The sequence below is a fragment of the Pseudomonas sp. GW821-FHT07G10 genome (genome assembly GCF_059418545.1).
On the sequence record NZ_JBWKQB010000001.1, the window covers coordinates 1 to 23040 of the forward strand.

Sequence of the window (23040 nt, forward strand, 5' to 3'; positions counted from 1 at the left end):
CGTGACGCTCCGCGTCACTGCCGAAGCGGACGCAGAGCGTCCAATGAGGCATTCCTTTGCTGCGCGTGGGAACGATCGGTCGGTCCGCTTTACCAATTTGTTTCAAAACTTGACTGAATTTACCCATCAATGCCATATTGATAGTTAGCAAACTAACAGTATGCGAGTTTCCTTTTGTCAAAAAATCTCGACGCTCTCCAGATGAACATCAGCATTGGCATGGTGGTCGCTTCGCGGCATTGGCGGCGGATCTGTCAGACCACGCTGGTCAACTATGGCGTCTCCGAAGCCTGTGCCGTCCCGTTGTTGATGATCGGGCGCCTGGGTGAGGGCGTGCGTCAGGTAACGGTGGCCCAGGCGGTGGGGATGGAGAGTCCGTCTCTGGTGCGTTTGCTCGATCAGCTGTGCAAGGCCGGCTACGTTTGCCGTACTGAAGATGCCCATGATCGTCGCGCCAAATGCTTGAGCCTGACCCAGAGCGGTCGCGAACTGGTGCAGGCGGTCGAGGCGCAGCTGGCGCGCTTGCGCCGTGAGGTGCTCGAAGGTATCGAGCCCGCGGATCTAGAGGCAGCGTTGCGGGTGATCCGCGCGTTTGAATCGGCCACTCATTTACCGGTGACGACGTCTTGAACGGATTTTTTGCCGGCATGCCACCTGCGCGGGACTGGTTTTATGGCGTGCGCACCTTCGCCGCGTCGATGATCGCGCTGTACATCGCCTTGTTGATGCAGATGCCGCGCCCGTATTGGGCGATGGCCACGGTTTATATCGTTTCCAGCCCCTTCGTCGGCCCCACCAGTTCCAAGGCGCTGTACCGCGCCGTCGGTACTTTTCTTGGTGCGGCGGCGGCGTTGTTTTTTGTGCCGATGTTTGTGCAGGCGCCGCTGTTACTGGCGGTGGTGATTGCGCTCTGGACCGGTATTCTGCTGTTCCTTTCCTTGCACCTGCGCACGGCCAACAGCTACGCGCTGATGCTCGCCGGTTACACCTTGCCGTTGATCGCCCTGCCGGTTGTGGATAACCCCCTGGCGGTGTGGGACGTCGCAGAAGCGCGAACCGAGGAAATTTTCCTCGGCATCGTCTGCGCTGCGGTGATCGGCAGCATGTTTTGGCCACGGCGCCTGGCGCCGGTATTCGTCGATTCGACGGGCAAGTGGTTTGCCGATGCGGCGACCTACAGCCAGCGCTTTCTGAGCCGTGCGGTGCAACCCGAGGAAGTCAGCGCCCTGCGTTCCTCGATGGTCGCAACCTTCAACAGCCTCGAACCGATGATCGGCCAATTGCCCCACGAGGGCGCGCGGCCGCAAACGGTGCGCAATACCAAAGAGTTGCGCGGGCGGATGATTCACCTGTTACCGGTGGTGGATGCGCTGGACGATGCCTTGTATGCCCTTGAGCGGCGTACGCCAGAGCTTGTGGATAAGTTCGCGGCGCTTTTGCTTGCAACGAATGAATGGCTTGAAAACACCGCCAATGACGCGTCTGTCGAGCGCTGGCAAACGTTGCGCAGTCAGCTCCAAGCCTTGCAACCGAGCCTGGATACGCTGGACGACCGCCGCCAGTTGTTGTTTTCCAACGCGTTGTATCGCCTCGGCGAGTGGATCGATTTGTGGCAAGACTGCCGCAGCTTGCAACAGGCGATTCACAGCGAAAGCCAGGATATCTGGCGCGCGGTCTATCGCCATTGGCGCCTGGGACGGTTGACGCCGTTTCTCGATCGCGGGCTGATGCTGTATTCGGTGGCGTCGACCATTACCGCAATCATCGTCGCTTCGGTGTTGTGGATGTTGCTGGGCTGGACCGACGGTGGCAGCGCGGTGATTCTGGCAGCGGTGGCCTGTAGCTTTTTCGCCTCGATGGACGACCCGGCGCCGCAGATTTACCGGTTCTTTTTCTGGACCGCGATGTCAGTGCTGTTCGCCAGCCTTTACCTGTTTTTGATCCTGCCGAACCTGCATGACTTCCCGATGCTGGTGCTGGCGTTCGCTGTGCCGTTTATCTGTGTTGGCACGCTCACGGTGCAGCCGCGTTTTTACCTCGGCATGCTGCTGACCATCGTCAACACCTCATCGTTTATCAGCATCCAGGGCGCTTACGACGCGGATTTCCTGAGCTTCGCCAATTCCAATCTGGCAGGTCCCATCGGGTTGCTGTTCGCGTTCATCTGGACCCTGATCGCCCGGCCATTTGGCTCGGAGCTGGCGGCCAAACGCCTGACCCGCTTCAACTGGCGCGAAATTGTCAGCCTGACTGAACCGGCGACCCTGGCCGAGCATCGACACATGGGCGTGCTGGTGCTCGACCGGCTGATGCAGCACTTGCCGCGTCTGGCGATGACCGGTCAGGACACCGGCGTCGCCCTGCGCGAAGTGCGGGTGGCGTTGAATCTGCTGGACTTGCTGGCCTACATGCCACGGGTATCGGGTGTGCCGCAAGCCTTGCTGCGCCAGGTGGTGGCCGAGGTCGGCGAGTACTTCAAGGCGTGCCTGAAGGCCGGTGAGCGTTTGCCGGCGCCGAGTCCGCTGTTGATGACGCTTGATCGAACACGCCGTTCTCTGAGCAGCCAAGGCTTGCCAGGCGATGGCGAAACCCGTCTGCATTTGTTGCACGCACTGAGCGGTTTGCGGCTGGCGCTGTTGCCGGGCGTGGAATTCGTTGGCGCTGGCGACCTCGAAGAACCGCTTCCCCATGGCATCGATGGAGCGCCTTTATGATCGGTGATCTGGATATCAGCGGGGTGTTCCTGCCCACGTTGCTGGTGCTGATGGGCATTACGTATGTGTTGTACCTGCTGGTGCACGGGTTGCTGACGCGCTTGCACTTTTATCGTCTGGTCTGGCACCGGGCATTGTTCAACGTTGGTCTCTACGCTTTGTTGCTCGGCGCCGTGGACTCACTCAGTCGATACCTGATGACATGAAAAAACCTTTATTGACCCTCGGTCGCGTGGTTCTGACTCTGTTAGTGGTGACCTTTGCCTGTGTCGTGGTCTGGCGCATGGTGATGTATTACATGTTTGCACCGTGGACGCGGGACGGGCATATCCGGGCCGACATCGTGCAGATTGCGCCTGACGTCTCGGGCCTGATCCAGCAAGTGCAAGTGCGCGATAACCAACTGGTGACGCGTGGTCAGGTGTTATTCAGCATCGACCAGGACCGTTTCAAACTGGCCCTGCGCCAGGCCAAGGCTGCCGTCGCCGACCGCCAGGAAACCCTGGCTCAGGCCCAGCGCGAGGCCAAACGCAACGGTGGCCTCGGCAACCTGGTGCCACGCGAGCAATTGGAAGAAAGCCAGTCTCGGGTCGCCCGTGCGCAATCGGCGCTGGCCGAGGCACAAGTGACGGTGGACAGCGCGCAGCTGAACCTCGACCGATCGGTGATCCGCAGTCCGGTGGACGGCTACATCAATGACCGCGCGCCACGAGCCCAGGAATTCGTCACGGCCGGGCGGCCGGTGTTGTCGGTGGTGGACAGCAATTCCTTCCACATCGACGGTTATTTCGAAGAGACTAAACTCGACGGCATTCATGTAGGCCAGAGCGTCGATATTCGGGTGATCGGCGACCGGGCGCGGCTGCGCGGGCATGTCGAAAGCATCGTCGCCGGTATCGAGGACCGCGACCGCAGCAGCGGCTCTAACCTGCTGCCCAACGTTAACCCGGCCTTCAGCTGGGTGCGGTTGGCGCAGCGGATCCCGGTGCGTATTGCCTTCGATGAAGTACCGGAGGATTTCCGCATGATCGCCGGGCGTACCGCTACGGTTTCGATTATCGGTGACACGCCCGAGTCGGGAGCCAGGCCATGAAATCGGCGGTGCGCTTGGCAGTGGCCGGGCTCGGCTTACTGCTCTCGGCCTGTCAGGTCGTCGGGCCGGATTATCATCTGCCGGACAATGCGGCAGTGCGCCGCGAAGACCTGCAAGGCGATCTGGCAGGGGCGGGCAGTAATGTGGTCTCTGCACCGGTACCGAGCGATTGGTGGCGGCTGTATCAGGATCCGCGTCTGGATGAACTGGTGCGTCAGGCCATGGCGTCGAATACTGACTTGCGGGTGGCGGCGGCCAACCTGTCCCGGGCTCGCGCTCAGGTCGACGAAGCTCAGTCGGCCGGTGGCTGGAGCGGTGGGGTGAAGATGGGCGCGCAGCGCTTGCAGGAGTCCGGCGAGGCGTTTTTGCTGGCCGATAAAGTGCCGGTGGCCAACGTCGGCGATATCGGGATCAGCACCTCGTATCAATTCGACTTGTTCGGCACCTTGCAGCGCGGGATCGAAGCGGCCAAGGCCAACGCCGATGCCACCCAAGCGGCAGCGGACACCGCGCGGATCACGTTGGTCGCGGACGTTGTACGGGCTTACACCCAGATCTGCGCCGCCAACGAAGAACGGGAAATCGCCGAGCATTCGCTGGACCTGCAAGCTCAAAGCACCACGCTCACTCAGCGTTTGCGTGACGCCGGACGCGGTGACGAAACCCAGGTCACCCGTTCGCAAACCCAATTCAAATCCCTGCGCGCCGAACTCCCTCGGTACGAGGCGGCACGTCAGGCCGGGCTGTTCCGGTTGTCGATGCTGCTGGCCAAACCGGTGGAGCAATTGCCTGCCGGTACAAACAGCTGCGCGGAGCTGCCGCACATTGCACAATTGTTACCAGTCGGTGACGGCGCGACACTGCTCAAGCGTCGGCCGGACGTGCGCCAGGCTGAACGTCGCCTGGCGGCTGCGACGGCCGGGATCGGCATCGCCACCGGCGAGCTGTACCCGAATATCAGCATCGGTGCGTCCATCGGCACGGTTGGTATTCTGGAAAATCTCGGCAAACCGGCGACCAACCGCTGGGGCTTCGGCCCGTTGCTGAGCTGGACCGTGCCGTCCAATGGCTCTCGTGCACGGATCCGTGAGGCCGAAGCGTCGACCCAGGGCGCCCTGGCGCATTTTGACGGCGTGGTGCTCAACGCCATCCGCGAAACCCAGACCGGTCTGGCGCAGTATTCCGCCGTCCTGCAGCGCCGCGATGCTCTGGCCGATGCCGAGCAATCGGCACAACTGGCGGCGGATCAGACTCACCGCTTCTTCCAGGCCGGCCGTGCGTCGTTTCTGGCTGACCTGCAAGCGACCCGGACTTACACCGATGTCCGCGCCCAGCTGGCCTCGGCCAACACTCAGGTTGCCATCAGCCAGATCGATTTGTTCCTGGCGCTGGGCGGTGGTTGGGAAAGCGGACGAACGCAAGGTTCTGAGCACGCGAAACCCTGAGGCCGTTGCTATGCTTTGAACAGTTGGGTTCGCACACCTCGATTGCGCGAATTCACCGATCAAGGCTTGCGATGGTCATGGGGATTTGAATGATGAAAAGCCCTTATGCTCCCGGCTTCTGGTGCGCCATCGCTGCGGTGGTGCTGCTTTCTGCTACCTATTTCTACGGCATCATGCTGGCCCATCAGATCGACAAGGCGCTGCTTTTTCTCGACAGTGTCATCGCGTTGATCGCCGTACTGTCCATCGTGATGGTCGCCTGGGCCATGTTTCAGGGCCAGCGGGTCAAGAAAAAACAGCTCGAACAAGGCAAAACCCTGGTGCTTATCTGGGATACCAAGGTTGCGTTGCGCCGGGTCGAAACGGTGTTTGACCGTTACTTCTGGGGCAGTTACTGGCAACCGGGGCGCACCTTCCAGGAGGTCATGGGTGAACTCACCGGCACACCGCTGGAAAAAAGCCTCGAGGCCCTGAAACACCAATGCCTGGTCCTGGACAAGCAAATCGCTGACGGTCGGCACTGGCTGAACAATGCCCGCGAACTCTCCGACGTCGCCACCGCCATGGCCCGGGAACGCTATCAACTGGATTTCTGCGACCCGCGCTCGGAGTCGCCCAGCGGGGCGGTAATCAATCGGGACTTTGAAGTGCTGGTGTACACCTGGACGGCGCGGCTCAAGAGCTTTGATCATCAACTGGATGAAATTGAAGTTCAGTATTCCTGAGGGAATGAGGGCCCCGAAGATCGCAACCTTCGATAGCTCCTATGGCAAACGAGTACACCCCTGTAGGCGCGGGCGTACGCAAAACCCGGAGCTGGCGTAGGTTGCGATCTTTTTGCGTTTTCAACAGAGCCTCATCACCAGCTCCCATAGGGGATGCCGAAGCGTTCGATATAGCGTTTTGAGGAGTCTTTGATCTTCCAGGCAAAGCGACCTTCGTTTTTCCCCAGATAGGGCCCTAGCGGCTCGATGCCGACCACGGCGCGGTCGGCTTTGTTGGCGTGGAAGCAGTCGTCCCAGACCCAGACCTGAATGACTCCGCCGGGGGCCAGGCCCAGGTTTAAAGATGCGCTGAATCTAGAGGTGTACTCCGGGTATTTGTGACAACGCTGTGCAGTGGAGTTGCGCATGATCTGCCGGGTTTCTTCCGAGATATCGATCCAGCCCTCGTAGACTTTTTGCTCGACAATTGACTGCCAGCGTACATAGATGCGTTTTGGCAGATCGGCGCCGATGACCGGCATACCTGAGCTGCCAACCCCTGTCCAACCTCTGGCATTCTCCGTACCATCTTCGTAGTCGCTACCTGCTGCCGTGCGTGAAGCGACATCACGAAACAGCCGACCTTGAATATCCTGTACGGATGCAATTTCAACCCACACAGTCATATGGGCCGGCTCGGTAAAACCTATGTTCCACCAGCGGGCCTTGGGGTCATTTTTTGCCGAGAGCGGGTCCGGTGTCTGGCAACCGCTCAGAGCTAACAGCGCTAGAAGCAAAAAAGGGTGTTTCATGGCTACAGCATCCATTCCGGTACATGAGGGTGTTGCACCCGCACGGCGTCCGCCGTCGGGGCGTTGACATAGATCAGCTCGAGCTTGCTGGTGCGCGGTCCGGCGAGCAGGCCCGGCGTCCAGTGGGCAGACCTATGGATGTAACGGTGCCTGAGCAGCTTCTCTTCGGCGGGCGTCGTGCTGTAGTCGCCTGAAACGAATCGATCACACAACGCTTGCAACTCGTTGGGCACGTTTTTGTCAGGCTCGGCACCGATCTCCAGAAACTGTACACCGTGCTTTTTCGCCGCCTCGTACATCACCCGCAAATACACCTTCGCCAATCCGGCGCTAACCTTACGCTGCAGCAATAAGCCGACAAAAACCCTTTTGTGTTTCGGGGCCATACGGTCCTGTGAGTCGACCGGTAGCAGTTCGGGTTCGGGGGTCACAAGCCTCAACATGTCCATCGGCCAGCCTTTGGCGTGCCAGTGGGCTTTCGCTCGTTGGGCGTCGTGGTAGATCGAGGTAGTTTTCACATCGGAATGCACAGGCACGTCCAGTGCCTGCATGGGGATGAGCATCACCCGTTCTTCGGCCTCGTCCCGGTAGCCACCGCCGAGGTCCGAATGGGCGCCGGGCAGGCTGATTTCCGTATGGTCCGGGCCCACCCGATTCAGGGCGAAGTTGGCGCGGTGTTCGTCCCGCGCCACCAGATGCAGCACATGGGGAAAGAACTTCGGTGGCAAATGCAGCTTGACCCCCGGCGCGGCCGGGCTGCGCACATAACCCAGGTTGCTCCAGCCGCCCACCGAGGCCACGGTGTCGAACAGCCCGATAAACCCGGTGTGCACGCTTTCGCCATAGATTTTGCTGAAACCATTGGCGAAGAACTTTTTGGGCAAGGACAGGGTTTCGTGCAGGGGGCTGCCGATTCTTGCCATTGTCAGGTAAGCGAAGTGCCGCGCGGCGGCGGCGCCGCGACTGAAGCCGAATACGTCGAAGATGAGGGAATGGATCTGGAGCTCGGGGTTTTCATCGTGGAAGTCGAAAAGCCTTTGTTTGACCTCACGAAAGGCTTGGAACACCCGGGCCTCGATACCCGTCTCGCCGCGACCCAAAGCCGAGCCCAGCAAGCTGTCTTGCTCACCGGCCGTGGTACCGATTCCCTCAACGTAAACTTTTTTGAAGGCCAGCTTTTGTTGAATGATTTTCTCGTGGCCAATCGATAGCTCGTACAGGTCATAAAGCCATTTGACATTCGTCACCTCATTCCCATAACTCCCGCTCGGATCCTGCATGTACGGCTTGCAACTCCCATCCAGATCCTGCGGGGCGATCGGATGATGGGCGCCGCAGCGTTGACCCAGCTCCACGTTGAACGGGTTGTTGCCCGTGCCATCGAAAAACACGCCGATGCGCAAGGTGACGGTGATTTGTCGGCGTTGTGCTTCGGCCTGTTTCTCTTCCCATCGACGATTGCATTCGTCTTCATGGGCCTGTTGCCGGGTCAGCATGGCTGCGTTCTGCTGTTGCGCCGTCTCGGCGCAGAAGGCTCTTTCCTTGGTTCGTTCCGCCCGTTGTGTTGCCAACGCCTGATCACGGCACACGGCGCAATGGTATCCATCGACTTCATTTTTCATTCGGCATCCCTTTTTCAGTCGACCCATCCTTGGGCCGGAAGCCCAATGGCAGGCTTCAAGCTAAAAATGCGCCCCAAACGGTAAGGCTGGATGCCAGTTGCGGATTGATAGTCTGTGGGAAGTGCGCTGAATTCGCTGCACCTGGAGCTGACAGAAAAAACGCGTTCTAAAACGAGATTTGGCACAAGTCCGGGCGAGAGGGACCCAGTGCCTCAGTTCTTATCGTCCGAGCGCGGCCCGAGCCTTCGGCAGTGACGACAGGGGATGTGACGGAGCGGGATTTTTCCGACAGTGTTTTGAGGTTGCGTTGATTTTGGCGCGCGGCTAACCTTCGCGGGTCGCTGCAAAATCAGCGATCGGGTCTGCAAGCCCGCCGGAATAACTAGGCGCACAGCGCCTCCATAACAGCTCGGCGCTTTTTTTGTGTCCGTGTTTTATGGTGGCTGTGCGTGGGAGACCTTCGGGTCTGCCGGGTTCCTAGTTTCCCGGTCTTGCAGACCCGCGCACAGCTGCCACCCATCATCTGCAAGTGATGCTGGTAGCTCCTTTTGAAAAACTGGGAGTTTCACCATGATCAAAGTCACCCCCAATCCCCCTGAACCCCCCTGCGTTTCCCCCTACGAATCGCTCGATTCAACCAAACTCCATGAAGCTGTCGAACGCGCCCTGGATCACCACTTTACGCTGCCATTGGACACCTCCAGACTCGCTGACGCGCGTGCGACCAACATCTTCGCCGTTGTCCCGGGCCTTCACACCGAAACGCTGTTGGCCAACGCCTGCGAGACGCTCGCCAGTGCCAACGCCATGGCCAGCGATTTGGCCTTTGAGCTCGAAGGTTCACGTCGCAGCGTGGCACTGGCGATTCAGCAGATGATCGAGTTGGGCCAGTTATTGGTGAATAAAGCCCTGGACCAGGTTGCACCGGTGGCGTAACGGGTCAAACCATAATGATCGTTCCCACGTCGAACGCGTCTGCGTGGGACCGATCGTCGAATGGTTGGTATTACCTTCAAAGGTTCGGTTGGCCCGTACGGCAAATGCTAATCTCCTATCACTTTTAGCGGAGTCGAGCCGCAACCCGTCAAGGGTTCAGGGAAGACCACCACACTTTCAACGACGGACATTGATCGGGCCAAACATGAACAAATCAGCAGGCGTACTGTTAGGAATCGTTGTCGCGATAGGTGCAATCAGCGCCGGCGGCGGCTGGTACACCGGCACCAAACTGGAAGGGGCGCTGCAAGCCTCGATTTCCGATGCCAACAAAGAGCTGCAAACCGCAATGGTCGGCGCCAACGGCACCGCGACCCTGGAATTGGTATCGCTGGATCGCCAGTTGTTCAGCAGTACCGCGCACTATCGCCTCAAAGGTCAGGGCGAAATGTTCGGCGCGGCCCCTGAAGGCGTTGAATTGCTGTTCGTCGACCATATCGAACACGGCCCGCTGCCGTTCTCGCGTCTGATGTCGCTGAAGCTGTACCCGGTCATGGCGACCAGTCGCTACGAGCTGGAGAAGACCCCGTTCACCGAAAAATGGTTCGCCGCCACCAAGGATGCTTCCCCGCTCAAGGGCGTGCTCAACATGGGTTACGACCGTTCCAGCAACGGCACCTTCGAACTGTTGCCGCTGGAGCTGGCGCTGGACGACAAATCCAGCCTGAAATTTTCCGGTATGAGTGTCGATGTTTCTGCCAGTGCCCAGGCGCAGAAGGTCAAAGCCAATGGCTACATGGACAGCCTCAACCTGTCGACGGTCGCTGAGGATCAGACTCCGGTTCAGGTCGAGCTCAACGGCCTGACGCTGGCCAGTTATCTTACCAAGAGCAGCTACGGCTTTTATCTGGGCCAGAACACCTTTGAGTTGACCAGCGCCAAGACGACCTTTGGCCAAAAGCAATCGGTGCTGACCCTTAAGAACTCCGAAGCAAAAAGCTCCTCTGACGAGTCCGGCACGAGCCTGGCGGGGCGCGCCGACTACAAAATTGGCGAAATCGCCTACAACGGCAAGGCTGTTGGCACGGCCAACATGGCCTGGAGCATGAAGAACGTCGATATTCCTTCTGCGATGTCGCTGATGCAGGTTTACCAGAATAAGCTGCGACCCTATGAGGTTGCCGCCGCCGCAGCGGCTGCCGCGGGTGAGCCGGCGCCAGAGCTGAAACTGACCGATGCCGAGCAGGCTCAGGTCCAGGCTGATCTGGATAAACTGCTGGCCGCCAAACCGCGGATTGCCCTGGAAAACCTCTCGCTCAATACCGCCAACGGCGAAGGCCGCGTGAGCCTGGTCGTCGACCTGAGCAAACCGCAATCGATGGAGCTGCCGCCAATGGAAGTGGGCAAGCAGCTTGTTTCGCTATTGGATTTCAATCTGCTGCTGTCCAAGCCGATGATCGCCGACGTGGCCAGTGTGCAAGCGCAGATGGACGGTCAGACCGATGCCAAGACGATTGCCGACCAAGGGGCCGCGACCAGTGAAATGGTCAGCAGCATGGCGGTCGGGACTGAGCTGGCAAAACTGGACGGCAACAACATCGTCTCCAAGTTGCACTACGCCAACAATCAGGTGGATTTCAACGGCCAGAAAATGACCGTCGAGCAGTTTGTCGGTTTCGTGATGAGCAAGTTCAGCGGCCCTGTCGTCGTTCAATAAGTCGTCTGTCGAGTCAGCAGCAACTGTCTTAAGCACGCAGGTTCAAGTCGAACGCCCGGTCACCGCATCAGCGGATCGACTGGGCGTTTTGCTTTGCAGGGCGAATCTGAAGAAATGTGCGGATTTGTCTTTTCCCCGTAGTCACCATGGAAGACGGCGTCGTAGGAAAGCATGGCTGGGTCATATGGCGCCGGTCGCCAGCCCTCATTCACTGACAGCGGCTGCTTTGTGCACTCAGAGAGCATCATCTCCACTGCCACCTTACCAACAGTCCAGATATAGTCGTCAGGCCGACGACGGCCCCATCAGCGTAAGGTGCTTTGGTATGACCCGATTTGCTCTCAACCCTTGGTTTGCGGCCGTTGCAGCTGCCCTCTGCCTGCAACTGCCCGCGCAAGCCCAGGAACGCTTCACCCTCAGCATTCCCGGTGTATCGGACAACCGCCTGTTCACCCACTCAGCCGCTAGTGATGCCAGAGGCTGCGGTGGACAAAACGCTTCCCCGGCCCTGAGCTGGAATGCAGGCCCTGAAGGCACCCTCAGCTATGCCTTCGTCATGTACGACCCGGACGGCCAGAAAGGCCAGGGTGTCGATCACTGGGTACATTACGGGATCAAGGCCACCACTCACCGTATTGCGCCAGGTGTCGGCGCAAAATCTGCCCTCGAGGGGGTTGGCGGAACCAACAGCAAAAACACCACCACTTACGTCGGCCCCTGCCCACCCGTCGGCGACAGCGCTCACCACTACATCATCCAGCTCTACGCCCTGGACCTGGCCCCGGACGCCTTGCCCGCCGGCCTGACCCGCGCCCAGTTGATGGAGAAGATCAAAGACCATGTGCTGAGCAACAGCAGCGTGGTGCGGCGTTATCGGCGCTGAGGGATCATTTTTCGGCGCGTTGGAGGTGAGCCATGACGCAACGATTTGACGGCATCTCCAAACTGAAAAACTGCCCGACAATGGGCGAGGACATACGCAGAGCCATTGCTGCAAGCCGTAAGGTAGTGCATCCGGTGCAAGCGCAGGATGAGGAGACTGTTGAGCCTGAGCAGGTCGACAGGACCGAAAATACGAGTGACCTGCCTGCGAAAAAGCCCCGCCTCCGCTGAAGATCAATCAGAAGGTGTAAACCTTGTTCAGGACGGGGCTGCTTGGCGATCATGCGGCTAATGCTATATAGCTCATGGTACTATGCCGGTGCGGCCACAGGCCGCAATCAGGTAACACGAACTGGCACGAAAGACCCCATCGTACGTGTCCATGCGCGGTGGCCAAACCTCGAAGGCTTCCCGTAGAGGCCGACGGGCGCGGTTTTAGTGAGCGGGTTGGATCTATCTTTCCTGCGTCCAATGACGTACCAACAGAATCAATGTCACCTAAGTAGCTGAGCCAATAATCAACAAGAAGTCAGCGCAGGAGGGACATGAAAGTGAGGTCGATAGTGTCCTGTCGGCCTTGTATCCACCCTCTATTCCTTCTGCGTGCGGGAGTCTATGGCATATGGCATTGCATGCCGTGAGCCAGGACACCTCATGATTAAGGATTGCGGGCGGATGGCGTTCTATCTTAGGGATCACCGTATGTTGAAGAAAATGAACACGGCTCTGCTGGGCCTTGCGATGTCGATGACACTCGTGCCCGCTCACGCGGCCGAGGCAAAAAAAGTGGATGTGCTACTCATTGGCGGCGGCATCATGAGTTCGACCCTGGGGGTTGGGCTCAATGAACTCGAGCCCGGCTGGTCGATGGAAATGGTTGAACGCCTCGATGGCGTCGCCCAGGAAAGCTCGAACGGCTGGAACAATGCCGGTACCGGCCATTCTGCCCTGGCTGAGTTGAACTACACGCCAGAAGACAAGAATGGCAATGTCGATATCTCCAAGGCCATTGAAATCAATGAGTTCTTCCAGATCACGCGTCAATTCTGGGCATGGCAAGTCAATAACAACGTCCTGAAGAATCCCCATTCCTTCATCAACTCCACGCCGCACATGAGCTTCTTGTGGGGCGATGACAATATCCAGTTCTTGAAGAAGCGCTACGACGCTCTCCAGACCAGTCCGCTGTTCGGGGGCATGCAGTATTCCGAAGACCCGGAACAAATCAAGAAATGGGTTCCGCTGATGATGGAAGGACGTGACCCGAAGCAAAAGGTCGCGGCTACCTGGACCCCAATCGGTACGGATGTCAATTTCGGCGAGATCACACGCCAGTTCGTCGGGTATCTGCAAACCAAGCCTAACTTCAACCTGAAGCTTTCGAGTGAAGTGCAAGACATCACGCGCAATAAAGACGGTTCCTGGCGTGTTTCCTACAAGAACCTGAAAGACGGCTCTGAAACCCAAACTGACGCCAAGTTCGTGTTTATTGGCGCGGGCGGCGGTGCACTGCATCTGCTGCAGAAGTCGGGCATTCCTGAAGCCAAGGAATATGCAGGCTTCCCGGTAGGCGGCTCCTTCCTGGTGACCGATAACCCGGCGATCGCTGAACAGCATATGGCCAAGGCTTATGGCAAGGCTTCCGTTGGCGCACCGCCCATGTCGGTCCCGCACCTGGATACCCGCGTGCTGGATGGCAAGCGCGTGATCCTGTTTGGCCCTTTCGCGACCTTCTCCACGAAGTTCCTGAAAGAAGGCTCCTACTTCGATCTGCTGACGAGCACGACCGCACACAACATCTGGCCTATGACCAAGGTCGGCATCGAGCAATATCCATTGGTTGAATACCTGGCCGGCCAGCTCATGCTGTCGGATGATGACCGCTTCAATGCCCTGAAGGAATACTTCCCCAACGCCAAGAAGGAAGACTGGCGTCTGTGGCAAGCAGGCCAGCGTGTCCAGATCATCAAGCGCGATGAGGAAAAGGGCGGCGTACTGAAACTGGGAACCCAGGTTGTCAGCTCCCAGGACGGCAGCATTGCAGGTTTGCTGGGTGCATCGCCAGGCGCGTCTACCGCGGTTCCGATCATGCTGAACGTGCTTGAGAGCGTGTTCAAGGACAAGGTCGCCACCCCTGCCTGGCAGGAGAAGCTGCATCAGATCATTCCGAGTTACGGTACCAAGCTCAACGATAGCGCCGATCGCGTTCATCAAGAGTGGGCGTATACCAGTCAAGTCCTCCAACTTAATCCCCCACCCGTGATCGATCAGGCGGGTGCTCCACAAAACCCGGCTCCAGCTCAGGCGAAACCTCAGCACGAGAGTAATCCCGTAGCTGATATGGCCCTGTAAAATAAAGCCCCACCAAACACAGTTTGGTGGGGCTTCTACACGGCTGGCACTATTCAAAGACTGGAGGGAAATATTCCTCAGGGCTTTGCGCTCCGGATCTGCGATCCAGGCTCACATTTTTCCAGTGCCGTTCAAAAATCTCACCACGACGCATAGCGGTCGATTTCGCTTTCGATCATGCGCGCGCAGGCTTGGGTGTCGGTTTTGGTTTCGAAGGTTTGGCGTCGGACTGGATAGCCCATATGGCGGATTTGCGCTTCCCGCTGATACTCGCCGCGATTCCTGATTGTTGCCACTCGACCATTCCCGCCACGTTCACGTGTGGAAAAATTCTGGCAAAAACGACTTTCAGGACCAGGACAGGTTTCTGTCAGGAGCGCTACTCCCTTGTCATGCAAGGGAAAGAAGATGGTGCACCAGGCGGGATTCGAACCCACGACCCCTGCCTTCGGAGGGCAGTACTCTATCCAGCTGAGCTACTGGTGCAGTGCGGGCGCCATGATACTCATATGCATCGCGGGCGTCCATGCCGCTGAATCGCCTGATTTTTCTGGGCCGCTATACGGCCGTTTGCTACGTTGATCAGAAAATTTAAGCAAAAGCGGCGTTTTCGTTCTTTTTTTCGAACAACCTATTGTCCTTTACCCCCTTTGATCCTAGGATTCGTTTGAGATTTCAAACGCTCTTGTCTGGGTGCTGAACCGCGCGAGTTTCATTATGTGCGCTATTTATGTGCTTCGGCCCGGTGAATGAATTTCCTGACGGCAGCCCTTGAGGCGCCTTTCTACAATCAATAATTCGCTCCGCTCCGCGCGGTGCTGTTAAGGAAAAGCCCACATGCAGCTCAAAGACACCCAGTTGTTCCGCCAGCAAGCCTATATCGATGGCGCTTGGGTCGATGCAGACAATGGTCAGACGATCAAGGTTAACAACCCGGCAACGGGCGAAATTCTGGGTACTGTGCCGAAAATGGGTGCTGCCGAAACCCGTCGTGCCATCGAAGCTGCTGACAAAGCGCTGCCGGCCTGGCGTGCACTGACCGCCAAAGAGCGTGCGAACAAGCTGCGTCGCTGGTTCGAACTGTTGATTGAAAACCAGGACGACCTCGGTCGCCTGATGACCCTCGAGCAAGGCAAGCCATTGGCCGAAGCCAAAGGCGAAATCGTTTACGCCGCGTCGTTCATCGAGTGGTTCGCCGAAGAAGCCAAGCGCATTTACGGTGACGTGATTCCTGGCCACCAGCCGGACAAGCGCCTGATCGTGATCAAGCAGCCGATTGGTGTCACCGCCGCGATCACCCCGTGGAACTTCCCGGCCGCGATGATCACCCGTAAAGCCGGCCCGGCTCTGGCCGCCGGTTGCACCATGGTGATCAAACCTGCTTCGCAAACCCCGTTCTCCGCTCTGGCGCTGGTTGAGCTGGCACACCGTGCCGGTATCCCGAAAGGCGTGCTGAGCGTGGTCACCGGCAGCGCTGGCGATATCGGCGGCGAGCTGACCAGCAACCCGATCGTACGCAAACTGTCCTTCACCGGCTCGACCGAAATCGGTCGTCAGCTGATGGCTGAATGCGCCAAGGACATCAAGAAAGTTTCCCTGGAACTGGGCGGCAACGCGCCGTTCATCGTGTTCGACGATGCCGATCTGGATAAGGCAGTCGAAGGCGCGATCATTTCCAAGTACCGCAACAATGGCCAGACCTGCGTCTGCGCTAACCGTCTGTACATTCAGGATTCGGTCTACGACGCGTTCGCCGAAAAGCTGAAAGTGGCTGTGGCCAAGCTGAAAATCGGTAACGGTCTGGAAGACGGCACCACCACCGGTCCCCTGATCGACGAAAAAGCCGTGGCCAAGGTTCAGGAGCACATTGCTGATGCCCTCAGCAAAGGCGCGACCCTGCTGGCCGGTGGCAAGGTCATGGAAGGTAACTTCTTTGAACCGACCATCCTGACTAACGTGCCGAAAAGTGCCGCTGTGGCGAAGGAAGAAACCTTCGGTCCATTGGCGCCACTGTTCCGCTTCAAAGACGAAGCCGAAGTGATCGCGATGTCCAACGACACCGAGTTCGGTCTGGCCTCGTATTTCTACGCTCGTGACCTGGGTCGTGTGTTCCGTGTGGCTGAAGCCCTGGAATACGGCATGGTCGGCGTCAATACCGGGTTGATCTCCAACGAAGTCGCGCCGTTTGGCGGCATCAAGGCCTCGGGCCTGGGCCGTGAAGGCTCCAAGTACGGCATCGAAGATTACCTGGAAATCAAATACCTCTGCCTGGGCATCTAACCCCGGCAAAGCGTTGAGCGGAGAGGGGCACGAGAGCGCTGTCCCTTTCTGGTTTCAAACGATTTTTCTCTGTGGCCGGGAACGCTGTGGCAGTCGATCATCGCATGCTGCCGTAGTTGCCTCCCCGTCACGTATTCCTTGGACCACGCCGACCGATGAGCGGCGAATGAGGACATTATGAGCAAGACGAACGCTTCCCTGATGAAACGCCGTGAAGCCGCTGTACCACGCGGTGTTGGCCAGATTCACCCGATCTTTGCCGAGTCGGCGAAGAACGCCACCGTGACCGACGTTGAAGGTCGTGAGTTCATCGACTTCGCGGGCGGCATCGCGGTACTCAATACCGGTCACCTGCACCCGAAAGTTATCGCAGCCGTGACCGCGCAGCTGAACAAGCTGACTCACACCTGCTTTCAGGTTCTGGCCTACGAGCCGTACGTGGAACTGTGCGAAAAGATTAACGCCAAAGTTCCGGGTGACTTCGCCAAGAAAACCCTGCTGGTCACCACCGGTTCCGAAGCTGTCGAAAACGCGGTGAAAATCGCTCGTGCCGCCACTGGCCGTGCTGGCGTGATTGCCTTCACCGGCGCTTACCACGGTCGCACCATGATGACCCTGGGCCTGACCGGTAAAGTCGTGCCTTACTCGGCCGGCATGGGTCTGATGCCAGGCGGCATCTTCCGCGCGTTGTACCCGAACGAACTGCATGGCGTGAGCATCGACGATTCGATCGCCAGCATCGAGCGCATCTTCAAGAACGACGCCGAGCCTCGTGACATCGCCGCGATCATCATCGAGCCAGTCCAGGGCGAAGGTGGTTTCTACGTCGCGCCGAAGGCGTTCATGGCCCGTCTGCGTGCCCTGTGCGACCAGCACGGCATTCTGTTGATCGCTGACGAAGTGCAAACCGGCGCAGGCCGTACCGGCACTTTCTTCGCCATGGAACAGATGGGCGTCGCTGCCGACCTGACCACCTTCGCCAAATCCATCGCTGGCGGCTTCCCGTTGGCCGGTGTTTGCGGCAAGGCTGAGTACATGGATGCCATCGCTCCAGGCGGCCTGGGCGGCACCTACGCGGGTAGCCCGATTGCTTGCGCTGCGGCTTTGGCCGTGATGGAAGTGTTCGAAGAAGAGCACCTGCTGGATCGTTGCAAAGCGGTCGGCGAGCGTCTGGTGACTGGCCTGAAGGCCATTCAGGCCAAATACCCGGTCATCGGCGAAGTGCGTGCACTGGGCGCGATGATCGCGGTCGAGCTGTTCGAAAACGGCGACAGCCACAAGCCGAACGCCGCTGCTGTGGCTCAGGTTGTGGCCAAGGCACGCGACAAGGGGCTGATCCTGCTGTCGTGCGGTACTTACGGCAACGTGTTGCGCGTACTGGTGCCTCTGACTTCGCCGGACGAGCAACTGGACAAAGGTCTGGCAATCATTGAAGAGTGCTTCTCTGAGCTCTGATTGCAGTCTGTGATCTGATCGACAAAAAACCCGCTTCGGCGGGTTTTTTTATGGGTTTGTCGGCGCACCCCGGTTTTTGCGCTGTATCGAAGTGCCCGCCTTGGCTAAGGTGCGGGCATTGCCTTTGGAGCGTGCAGATGACTGCGGTTGATTTACCTGCTGTACCACGAGTGTTGATTGCCGAGGCGGACCCTTGGTCTCGTGACCTGCTCAAACAGGTGTTGTTGAACGTGCGCTGCGACGCCAGGCTGGATGTGTGTGCTGACGGGCAAGAGGCGCTGGAGCTTTTGAGCGAAAACCCTTATGACCTGGTGATCGCCGATTGGGAGTTGTCGGGCGTCGATGGCCTTGGCTTGCTGCGTAGCGTGCGTCAGCGTCGGCGTAACCCAGTGCTGCCGTTTATCCTGATGAGCAGCCGCAATGACAGCGCCAGCGTGCGTGAGGTCTTGCCGTTGGCGCCTACGGCTTATTTGACCAAACCCTTGAACATGGAAAGCCTGAGCCAGCGTCTGCAGGATCTGCTGCTGAGCGCAGGTCAGTCAGTCTTGTGTGAGCCTGCGGCGTTGGCGCCTGGCATGAGCTTGTCGGTTTTTCTTGAGCACCGACGTGAAGTGTCTGATGGCGCGCCATTGCTGGCCGACGTGCCGTTGGCGATCAAACGCAGTCTCAACCCGGACGGGCTGGACCTGAAACGGCTGGAAGAGGAAGTCCGCACTGATCCGCAAATTACTGCGGTGCTGATCGCCGCTGCCAATAGTGCTGCGCAGCATCATGGCGACTCTGTGCAGACCCTGTCCCAGGCGTTGCACAGGCTGGGCACCGGACAAAGCATGAACCTGATTCTCGGCCTGGCCCTCAAGCGCGGTGCCCGGCTCAGTGACCCCGCGCTGGTCGATTACGCCGAGCGTTATTGGGAGCTGTCGCTGCGCACGGCGCAATACGGTCGTACGCTCGCGCGCTTGCTGGATCTGGATCAGGAGCGCTGCTATTGCGCCGGCATGCTGCATCGCCTGGGTGATCTGGCGTTGCTGCGGTGCTTGCAAGAATGGAAGCAGGCTGGCGGCGAGCTGGATGATCAAGAACAGATCGGCGACGCGCTCGAAGCGTTCGGCGCCGCCTACGGATCGGCACTGCGCACGCGCTGGCGTTTACCGCTGGAGCTGCGCGAGCTGATCGCGGCGGTCTACCAGCTCGGTGGCGGGGTGTATTCGCGCGAAGCGCTGGTAATGAGTATCTCAGCACAACTGGCCCGCCTGAGGCCTTCAGAGGGGCTTGAGAATATCGCCAAAAGCAAGACTGCACGCTTGCTCAAGATTGGGCTGCCGGAACTTATGCGGCTACGCAAAGGCTAAAAGATCGCAGTCTGCGGCAGCGATGCAGAACCTGTAGGACGAGCCGGGCGAAACTCACCGCGAAACAACCCGGTTCCTGCCCTGACGCTTGGCCTAATACATCGCCGGGGCGCAAGACTGCACGGCCACTTTGGATGGCGAATTATTCCTTGATATAGGGGGCAGCCAGGTTCCGCAGGGTGCGCCCGCAAACGGGGCGCACCGATCAACGGTGTCAGGCGGAGGCGGGGCGCAACGAGTAGGTTTTCAACTGGTGGGCGAAGTCGCGCAGCGATTGAATCCCGCTGGCTTCGGCTTCGTGAACCCACTCCTTGATCGCAGCCAGCATGTCATGACCATTGGAACTGGTCTTGACCCAGATCTGTTGCAAGGCAAGGCGTTTCTCGTAAATTACCTTCAGCGCCTGGCTGTGTTCGAGCATGGTCTGAATGCGCAGGTGGTGCTTGTCATCCAGCAGGCTGGTTTCTCGCGAGAGCAGACGTTTGGCCCGGTGGAACTGGTGACGGACCGAGTGATCGACCTTTTCCAGTTCTTGTTTGACCAGCGGTGCGATGACCAATTTGCGGTACTGGGCCATGATCTGGAAGCGATTGTTGAGGATCGCCATGGCAGTGTCCATGTCCAGATGGCCTTTACCTTCGACCCGGTGGGCGATCGGCGCGACCCGCTGAACCTTGGCCAGACGCAGGAAACTGAAGACCTGGATCCAGGCCCAGCCGAGGTCGAACTCCCATTTCTTCACCGACAGTTTGGCGGAGTTAGGATAGGTGTGATGGTTGTTGTGCAGTTCTTCGCCACCGACCAGGATGCCCCAGGGCACCAGATTGGTCGCCGCGTCGCGACATTCGAAGTTACGGTAGCCGACGGCGTGGCCCAGACCGTTGATGACGCCGGCGGCCCAGACCGGAATCCACATCATCTGGATCGCCCAGACGGTGATGCCGATGGTGCCGAACAGCAGCAGGTCGATGACGCCCATGATCGCCACGCCCAGCAGCGGGTAGCGGGTGTAGAGGTTGCGTTCGATCCAGTCGTCCGGGCAGTTCTTGCCGTAGATGCGCAGCGTCTCGGGGTTTTCGGCTTCAGCGCGATACAGCTCGGCGCCCTTGCGCAAAACGGTGGAGAGACCTTTGATCACCGGGCTGTGCGGGTCATCGACGGTTTCGCATTTGGCGTGGTGCTTGCGGTGGATCGCGGTCCACTCGCGGGTGTTCTGCGCCGTGGTCAGCCACAGCCAGAAGCGGAAGAAGTGTTTCAGGCCAGCATTGAGCTCCAGAGAGCGATGGGCTGAATAGCGGTGCAGATAGACCGTGACGCCGACAATGGTCACGTGGGTCATCAACAGGGTGACTGCCACCAGTTGCCAAGGCGACAAGTCGAGAAAACCGTTGTACCACATAGGCTGTATGGCCCTCGATAAAATAAAAAACAGCGAGCGCATTATCCCTCAGCGTACAGATAAAACCAGTCACCCTTTCAGATAAGAGTGGGGGAATGTTTCTTCCGCTATAATCCCTAGCCTTTTGTAGGGATATTGACTGCCTTATGTCAGCTTCTTATCGCGCCGCTCTGCGTGCGGCGCTGCTCTATCTACTGCTGTCTGTTCTCTGGCTGCAGTTCAGTGGTTATTTATTGAACAACTTCTTCGATGAGTCGACCGATCTGGCCCGTGGGCAACTGATCAACGGCTATGTATGGGCAGTGTTCAGTGCCGGACTGATCTTCATTGCCCGTGCACGATTGCTGCGTTTTCTCGGTATTGACGCAACGTTGCGCCACCGCAGTGAGGACCGCGAGCGTTTGCGTCAGGCAGCGGCGGTGTTCGATTGCACTCGCGAGGGGGTGCTGGTCAGTGACCGTCAGGGGCTGATCGTCCATGTGAACCGTGCGTTCATGGAAATTACCGGCTATCAAACTGAAGAAGTGCTTGGCCACCAGCCGAGCATGTTCAAGTCCGGCCATCATCCGCCGACGTTCTATGAGGCGATGTTCGAGTCACTGAAAAGCACCGGCGAATGGAGCGGCGAGATCTGGAACCGGCGAAAAAACGGTGATATTTACCCGCAATGGCAGACCATCCGGGCCATTCGCGATGATCACGGTGGGCTCAGCCATTACGTCGCGGTGTTCTCTGACATAAGCGCGACCAAGGACTCCGAGCATGAGCTGGCCCACCTGGCACATCACGATCCGCTGACCGACCTGCCCAACCGTTTGCTGTTTACCGACCGGGCCGAACAGGCACTGGCCTCGGCGCAGATCCACAAGCGCGGCTGCGCCTTGCTGCTGATCGATCTGGATCACTTCAAGATCATCAACGATAGTCTCGGCCACAACGTCGGCGATCAATTGCTCAAGGCCGTGGCCGAGCGCCTGCAAGGCATGTTCGGCCCCGGGATTACCCTGGCGCGGCTGGGCGGCGACGAGTTTGCCGTACTGGCCGAAAGTTGCCCGCAATTGATGCAGGCGGCAGCGTTGGCCCAGCGGATCATTGACGGTCTGAAAGAACCGTTCGGATTCAGCGGGCACCAACTCTTCATCAGCGCCAGCATCGGCATCAGCCTGTTCCCCAGCGATGCGTTGAGTGCCGGGCAATTGCTGCGCAATGCGGATTCGGCGCTGTTCAAGGCCAAAAGTTGCGGGCGTGAAGGCTATGCCTTGTACACCGAAGAACTCACCGCCCATGCCCAGCACCGGGTGGAGATCGCCGGCCAGTTGCGCCGCGCACTCGAGCAGCAGGAACTGCGGGTTTACTACCAGCCGGTGCATGACTTGCAGTCCAGTCGATTGATTGGCGTCGAGGCCCTGGTGCGCTGGGAGCACCCGGAGCGTGGGTTGGTGGCGCCGGGTGAGTTCATTCCGATTGCCGAACGCACCGGATTGATTGCCGAGATCGACGCCTGGGTTATGCAACAAGCCTGTCAGCAGATGTGCCAATGGTTGAAGGCAGGAGTGGCGTTGTCGTTCGTCGCGGTAAATGTCTCCAGTCGCCTGTTTGCCCGTCGCGAGCTGTATCAGCAGGTTGCCCAGGTGTTGCACGACACGGGCCTGGATCCGGCATTTCTGGAGCTGGAAGTCACCGAAAGCGCGGTGATGGACGATCCGGAAGTGGCGCTGGAGCAAATGCACCGGCTGCGCGAATTGGGGTTGCGCCTGGCGATCGATGATTTCGGCACCGGCTATTCATCGCTGTTGCGGCTTAAACGGTTGCCGGTGCACAAACTCAAGATCGATCAGGGCTTTGTCGCCGGATTGCCTTGGGATGACGACGATGCGGCCATCGTTCGGGTGATTATCGCCCTTGCGCAAAGCATGGGCATGCAAGTGCACGCCGAAGGCATCGAACAGATAGAGCAGGCGGGGTTTCTGCTCGATCATGCCTGTGATCTTGGCCAGGGCTACTGGTTTGGGCGGCCGGTGCCAGCTCAGGAGCTCGACTGGGCGAAGGCGCCGGTGATTCGGTAATGACGCTGGCTGAAGGAGCAGTTGATCGTTCCCATGCTCCGCGTGGGAATTCCGCCCGGGACGCTCTGCGTCCGCCGTTGATGTGACGCAGAGCGTCACTGGATGCATTCCCACGCAGGAGCGTGGGAACGATCAACTTTTAATCTTGCCCCCCAACCCCCCCCCCCGCAAAGCCGTGCCCCTTCGGCTAATTTATTTTGGTTATATAAAC

The 23040-nt window shown here is 58.8% G+C and carries 20 protein-coding genes and 1 tRNA gene; 15 read left to right on the forward strand and 6 right to left on the reverse strand.

Going from position 1 to position 23040, the window contains the following annotated elements; translation table 11 throughout:
- The coding region (locus tag AC07O1_RS00005) for a hypothetical protein (RefSeq protein WP_495087547.1) at positions 1-181 on the reverse strand (181 nt) is incomplete at its 3' end.
- A gap of 20 nt (positions 182-201) precedes the next feature.
- Between AC07O1_RS00005 and AC07O1_RS00010 the strand changes: the two genes are divergently transcribed.
- The 6 genes from AC07O1_RS00010 to AC07O1_RS00035 all read left to right on the forward strand — a co-directional run bounded on the left by AC07O1_RS00010 (position 202) and on the right by AC07O1_RS00035 (position 5977).
- Positions 202-630, forward strand: a complete 429-nt coding sequence (locus AC07O1_RS00010; RefSeq protein WP_495087548.1) for a MarR family winged helix-turn-helix transcriptional regulator — start codon at positions 202-204, stop codon at positions 628-630.
- Entirely contained in the window at positions 627-2714 is a 2088-nt protein-coding gene (locus tag AC07O1_RS00015) for an FUSC family protein (protein WP_495087549.1), read from the forward strand. Before AC07O1_RS00010 ends, AC07O1_RS00015 begins: the two co-directional genes overlap by 4 nt.
- Positions 2711-2920, forward strand: a complete 210-nt coding sequence (locus AC07O1_RS00020; RefSeq protein WP_030128598.1) for a DUF1656 domain-containing protein — start codon at positions 2711-2713, stop codon at positions 2918-2920. Before AC07O1_RS00015 ends, AC07O1_RS00020 begins: the two co-directional genes overlap by 4 nt.
- Positions 2917-3807, forward strand: coding sequence for an efflux RND transporter periplasmic adaptor subunit (locus AC07O1_RS00025; RefSeq protein WP_494994478.1), 891 nt, complete (start codon positions 2917-2919; stop codon positions 3805-3807). Before AC07O1_RS00020 ends, AC07O1_RS00025 begins: the two co-directional genes overlap by 4 nt.
- A complete protein-coding gene (locus AC07O1_RS00030; protein ID WP_495087550.1) occupies positions 3804-5252 on the forward strand; it encodes an efflux transporter outer membrane subunit in 1449 nt (482 codons plus the stop codon). The genes AC07O1_RS00025 and AC07O1_RS00030 overlap by 4 nt, the downstream gene beginning before the upstream one ends.
- Before the next feature lie 92 nt (positions 5253-5344).
- Complete coding sequence (locus tag AC07O1_RS00035) at positions 5345-5977, forward strand: NADH:ubiquinone oxidoreductase subunit N (protein WP_494994476.1); 633 nt, start codon at positions 5345-5347, stop codon at positions 5975-5977.
- A gap of 134 nt (positions 5978-6111) precedes the next feature.
- Here AC07O1_RS00035 and AC07O1_RS00040 read toward each other — a convergent pair whose 3' ends face one another.
- Together AC07O1_RS00040 and AC07O1_RS00045 are read right to left on the reverse strand one after the other, a co-directional pair.
- Positions 6112-6768: a DUF2931 family protein gene (locus AC07O1_RS00040; protein ID WP_495087877.1), complete on the reverse strand. Its 657-nt coding sequence runs from the start codon at positions 6766-6768 to the stop codon at positions 6112-6114.
- Positions 6769-6770: 2 nt separating this feature from the next.
- Entirely contained in the window at positions 6771-8390 is a 1620-nt protein-coding gene (locus AC07O1_RS00045; protein WP_495087551.1) for a T6SS phospholipase effector Tle1-like catalytic domain-containing protein, read from the reverse strand.
- Between the two features lie 570 nt (positions 8391-8960).
- Here AC07O1_RS00045 and AC07O1_RS00050 point away from each other — a divergent pair.
- From AC07O1_RS00050 to mqo, 5 genes are all read left to right on the forward strand, one after another.
- A complete protein-coding gene (locus tag AC07O1_RS00050; protein WP_495087552.1) occupies positions 8961-9326 on the forward strand; it encodes a DUF6124 family protein in 366 nt (121 codons plus the stop codon).
- A gap of 205 nt (positions 9327-9531) precedes the next feature.
- Positions 9532-11043, forward strand: a complete 1512-nt coding sequence (locus tag AC07O1_RS00055) for a YdgA family protein (RefSeq protein WP_495087553.1) — start codon at positions 9532-9534, stop codon at positions 11041-11043.
- A 325-nt stretch (positions 11044-11368) separates the two neighbouring features.
- A complete protein-coding gene (locus tag AC07O1_RS00060) occupies positions 11369-11926 on the forward strand; it encodes a YbhB/YbcL family Raf kinase inhibitor-like protein (protein ID WP_495010950.1) in 558 nt (185 codons plus the stop codon).
- Positions 11927-11958: 32 nt separating this feature from the next.
- Entirely contained in the window at positions 11959-12156 is a 198-nt protein-coding gene (locus tag AC07O1_RS00065; protein ID WP_495087554.1) for a hypothetical protein, read from the forward strand.
- Positions 12157-12627: 471 nt separating this feature from the next.
- Positions 12628-14277, forward strand: coding sequence for a malate dehydrogenase (quinone) (mqo, locus tag AC07O1_RS00070; protein ID WP_495087555.1), 1650 nt, complete (start codon positions 12628-12630; stop codon positions 14275-14277).
- Positions 14278-14417: 140 nt separating this feature from the next.
- Here the strand turns inward: mqo and AC07O1_RS00075 are convergent, their stop codons facing one another.
- Together AC07O1_RS00075 and AC07O1_RS00080 are read right to left on the reverse strand one after the other, a co-directional pair.
- The gene (locus tag AC07O1_RS00075; protein ID WP_495087556.1) at positions 14418-14714 is read right to left on the reverse strand and encodes a hypothetical protein; all 297 of its coding nucleotides are present in this window, start codon (positions 14712-14714) and stop codon (positions 14418-14420) included.
- A tRNA-Arg gene (locus tag AC07O1_RS00080) sits at positions 14687-14763 on the reverse strand. The genes AC07O1_RS00075 and AC07O1_RS00080 overlap by 28 nt, the downstream gene beginning before the upstream one ends.
- A 351-nt stretch (positions 14764-15114) precedes the next feature.
- Between AC07O1_RS00080 and gabD the strand changes: the two genes are divergently transcribed.
- From gabD to AC07O1_RS00095, 3 genes are all read left to right on the forward strand, one after another.
- Positions 15115-16557: an NADP-dependent succinate-semialdehyde dehydrogenase gene (gene gabD / locus AC07O1_RS00085; RefSeq protein WP_495010954.1), complete on the forward strand. Its 1443-nt coding sequence runs from the start codon at positions 15115-15117 to the stop codon at positions 16555-16557.
- Positions 16558-16734: 177 nt separating this feature from the next.
- A complete protein-coding gene (gene gabT, locus AC07O1_RS00090; RefSeq protein ID WP_494994468.1) occupies positions 16735-18012 on the forward strand; it encodes a 4-aminobutyrate--2-oxoglutarate transaminase in 1278 nt (425 codons plus the stop codon).
- A gap of 137 nt (positions 18013-18149) precedes the next feature.
- Complete coding sequence (locus tag AC07O1_RS00095) at positions 18150-19364, forward strand: HDOD domain-containing protein (RefSeq protein WP_495087557.1); 1215 nt, start codon at positions 18150-18152, stop codon at positions 19362-19364.
- Between the two features lie 214 nt (positions 19365-19578).
- Here AC07O1_RS00095 and desA read toward each other — a convergent pair whose 3' ends face one another.
- The gene (desA, locus tag AC07O1_RS00100; protein WP_494994466.1) at positions 19579-20763 is read right to left on the reverse strand and encodes a delta-9 fatty acid desaturase DesA; all 1185 of its coding nucleotides are present in this window, start codon (positions 20761-20763) and stop codon (positions 19579-19581) included.
- A gap of 146 nt (positions 20764-20909) precedes the next feature.
- Between desA and dibA the strand changes: the two genes are divergently transcribed.
- Complete coding sequence (gene dibA, locus AC07O1_RS00105) at positions 20910-22829, forward strand: phosphodiesterase DibA (protein WP_495022967.1); 1920 nt, start codon at positions 20910-20912, stop codon at positions 22827-22829.
- Positions 22830-23040: the final 211 nt, after the last annotated feature.

Excerpts from the sequence above, each read along its gene's own strand:
- AC07O1_RS00050 (WP_495087552.1), top strand. The coding sequence starts at position 8,961 with ATGATCAAAGTCACCCCCAATCCCCCTGAACCCCCCTGCGTTTCCCCC.
- AC07O1_RS00010 (WP_495087548.1), top strand. The coding sequence starts at position 202 with ATGAACATCAGCATTGGCATGGTGGTCGCTTCGCGGCATTGGCGGCGG.
- AC07O1_RS00065 (WP_495087554.1), top strand. The coding sequence starts at position 11,959 with ATGACGCAACGATTTGACGGCATCTCCAAACTGAAAAACTGCCCGACA.
- dibA (WP_495022967.1), top strand. The coding sequence starts at position 20,910 with ATGTCAGCTTCTTATCGCGCCGCTCTGCGTGCGGCGCTGCTCTATCTA.
- gabT (WP_494994468.1), top strand. The coding sequence starts at position 16,735 with ATGAGCAAGACGAACGCTTCCCTGATGAAACGCCGTGAAGCCGCTGTA.
- AC07O1_RS00095 (WP_495087557.1), top strand. The coding sequence starts at position 18,150 with ATGACTGCGGTTGATTTACCTGCTGTACCACGAGTGTTGATTGCCGAG.
- AC07O1_RS00020 (WP_030128598.1), top strand. The coding sequence starts at position 2,711 with ATGATCGGTGATCTGGATATCAGCGGGGTGTTCCTGCCCACGTTGCTG.
- gabD (WP_495010954.1), top strand. The coding sequence starts at position 15,115 with ATGCAGCTCAAAGACACCCAGTTGTTCCGCCAGCAAGCCTATATCGAT.
- AC07O1_RS00025 (WP_494994478.1), top strand. The coding sequence starts at position 2,917 with ATGAAAAAACCTTTATTGACCCTCGGTCGCGTGGTTCTGACTCTGTTA.
- AC07O1_RS00060 (WP_495010950.1), top strand. The coding sequence starts at position 11,369 with ATGACCCGATTTGCTCTCAACCCTTGGTTTGCGGCCGTTGCAGCTGCC.
- AC07O1_RS00045 (WP_495087551.1), bottom strand. The coding sequence starts at position 8,390 with ATGAAAAATGAAGTCGATGGATACCATTGCGCCGTGTGCCGTGATCAG.
- AC07O1_RS00040 (WP_495087877.1), bottom strand. The coding sequence starts at position 6,768 with ATGAAACACCCTTTTTTGCTTCTAGCGCTGTTAGCTCTGAGCGGTTGC.
- AC07O1_RS00030 (WP_495087550.1), top strand. The coding sequence starts at position 3,804 with ATGAAATCGGCGGTGCGCTTGGCAGTGGCCGGGCTCGGCTTACTGCTC.
- AC07O1_RS00055 (WP_495087553.1), top strand. The coding sequence starts at position 9,532 with ATGAACAAATCAGCAGGCGTACTGTTAGGAATCGTTGTCGCGATAGGT.
- desA (WP_494994466.1), bottom strand. The coding sequence starts at position 20,763 with ATGTGGTACAACGGTTTTCTCGACTTGTCGCCTTGGCAACTGGTGGCA.
- mqo (WP_495087555.1), top strand. The coding sequence starts at position 12,628 with ATGTTGAAGAAAATGAACACGGCTCTGCTGGGCCTTGCGATGTCGATG.
- AC07O1_RS00035 (WP_494994476.1), top strand. The coding sequence starts at position 5,345 with ATGAAAAGCCCTTATGCTCCCGGCTTCTGGTGCGCCATCGCTGCGGTG.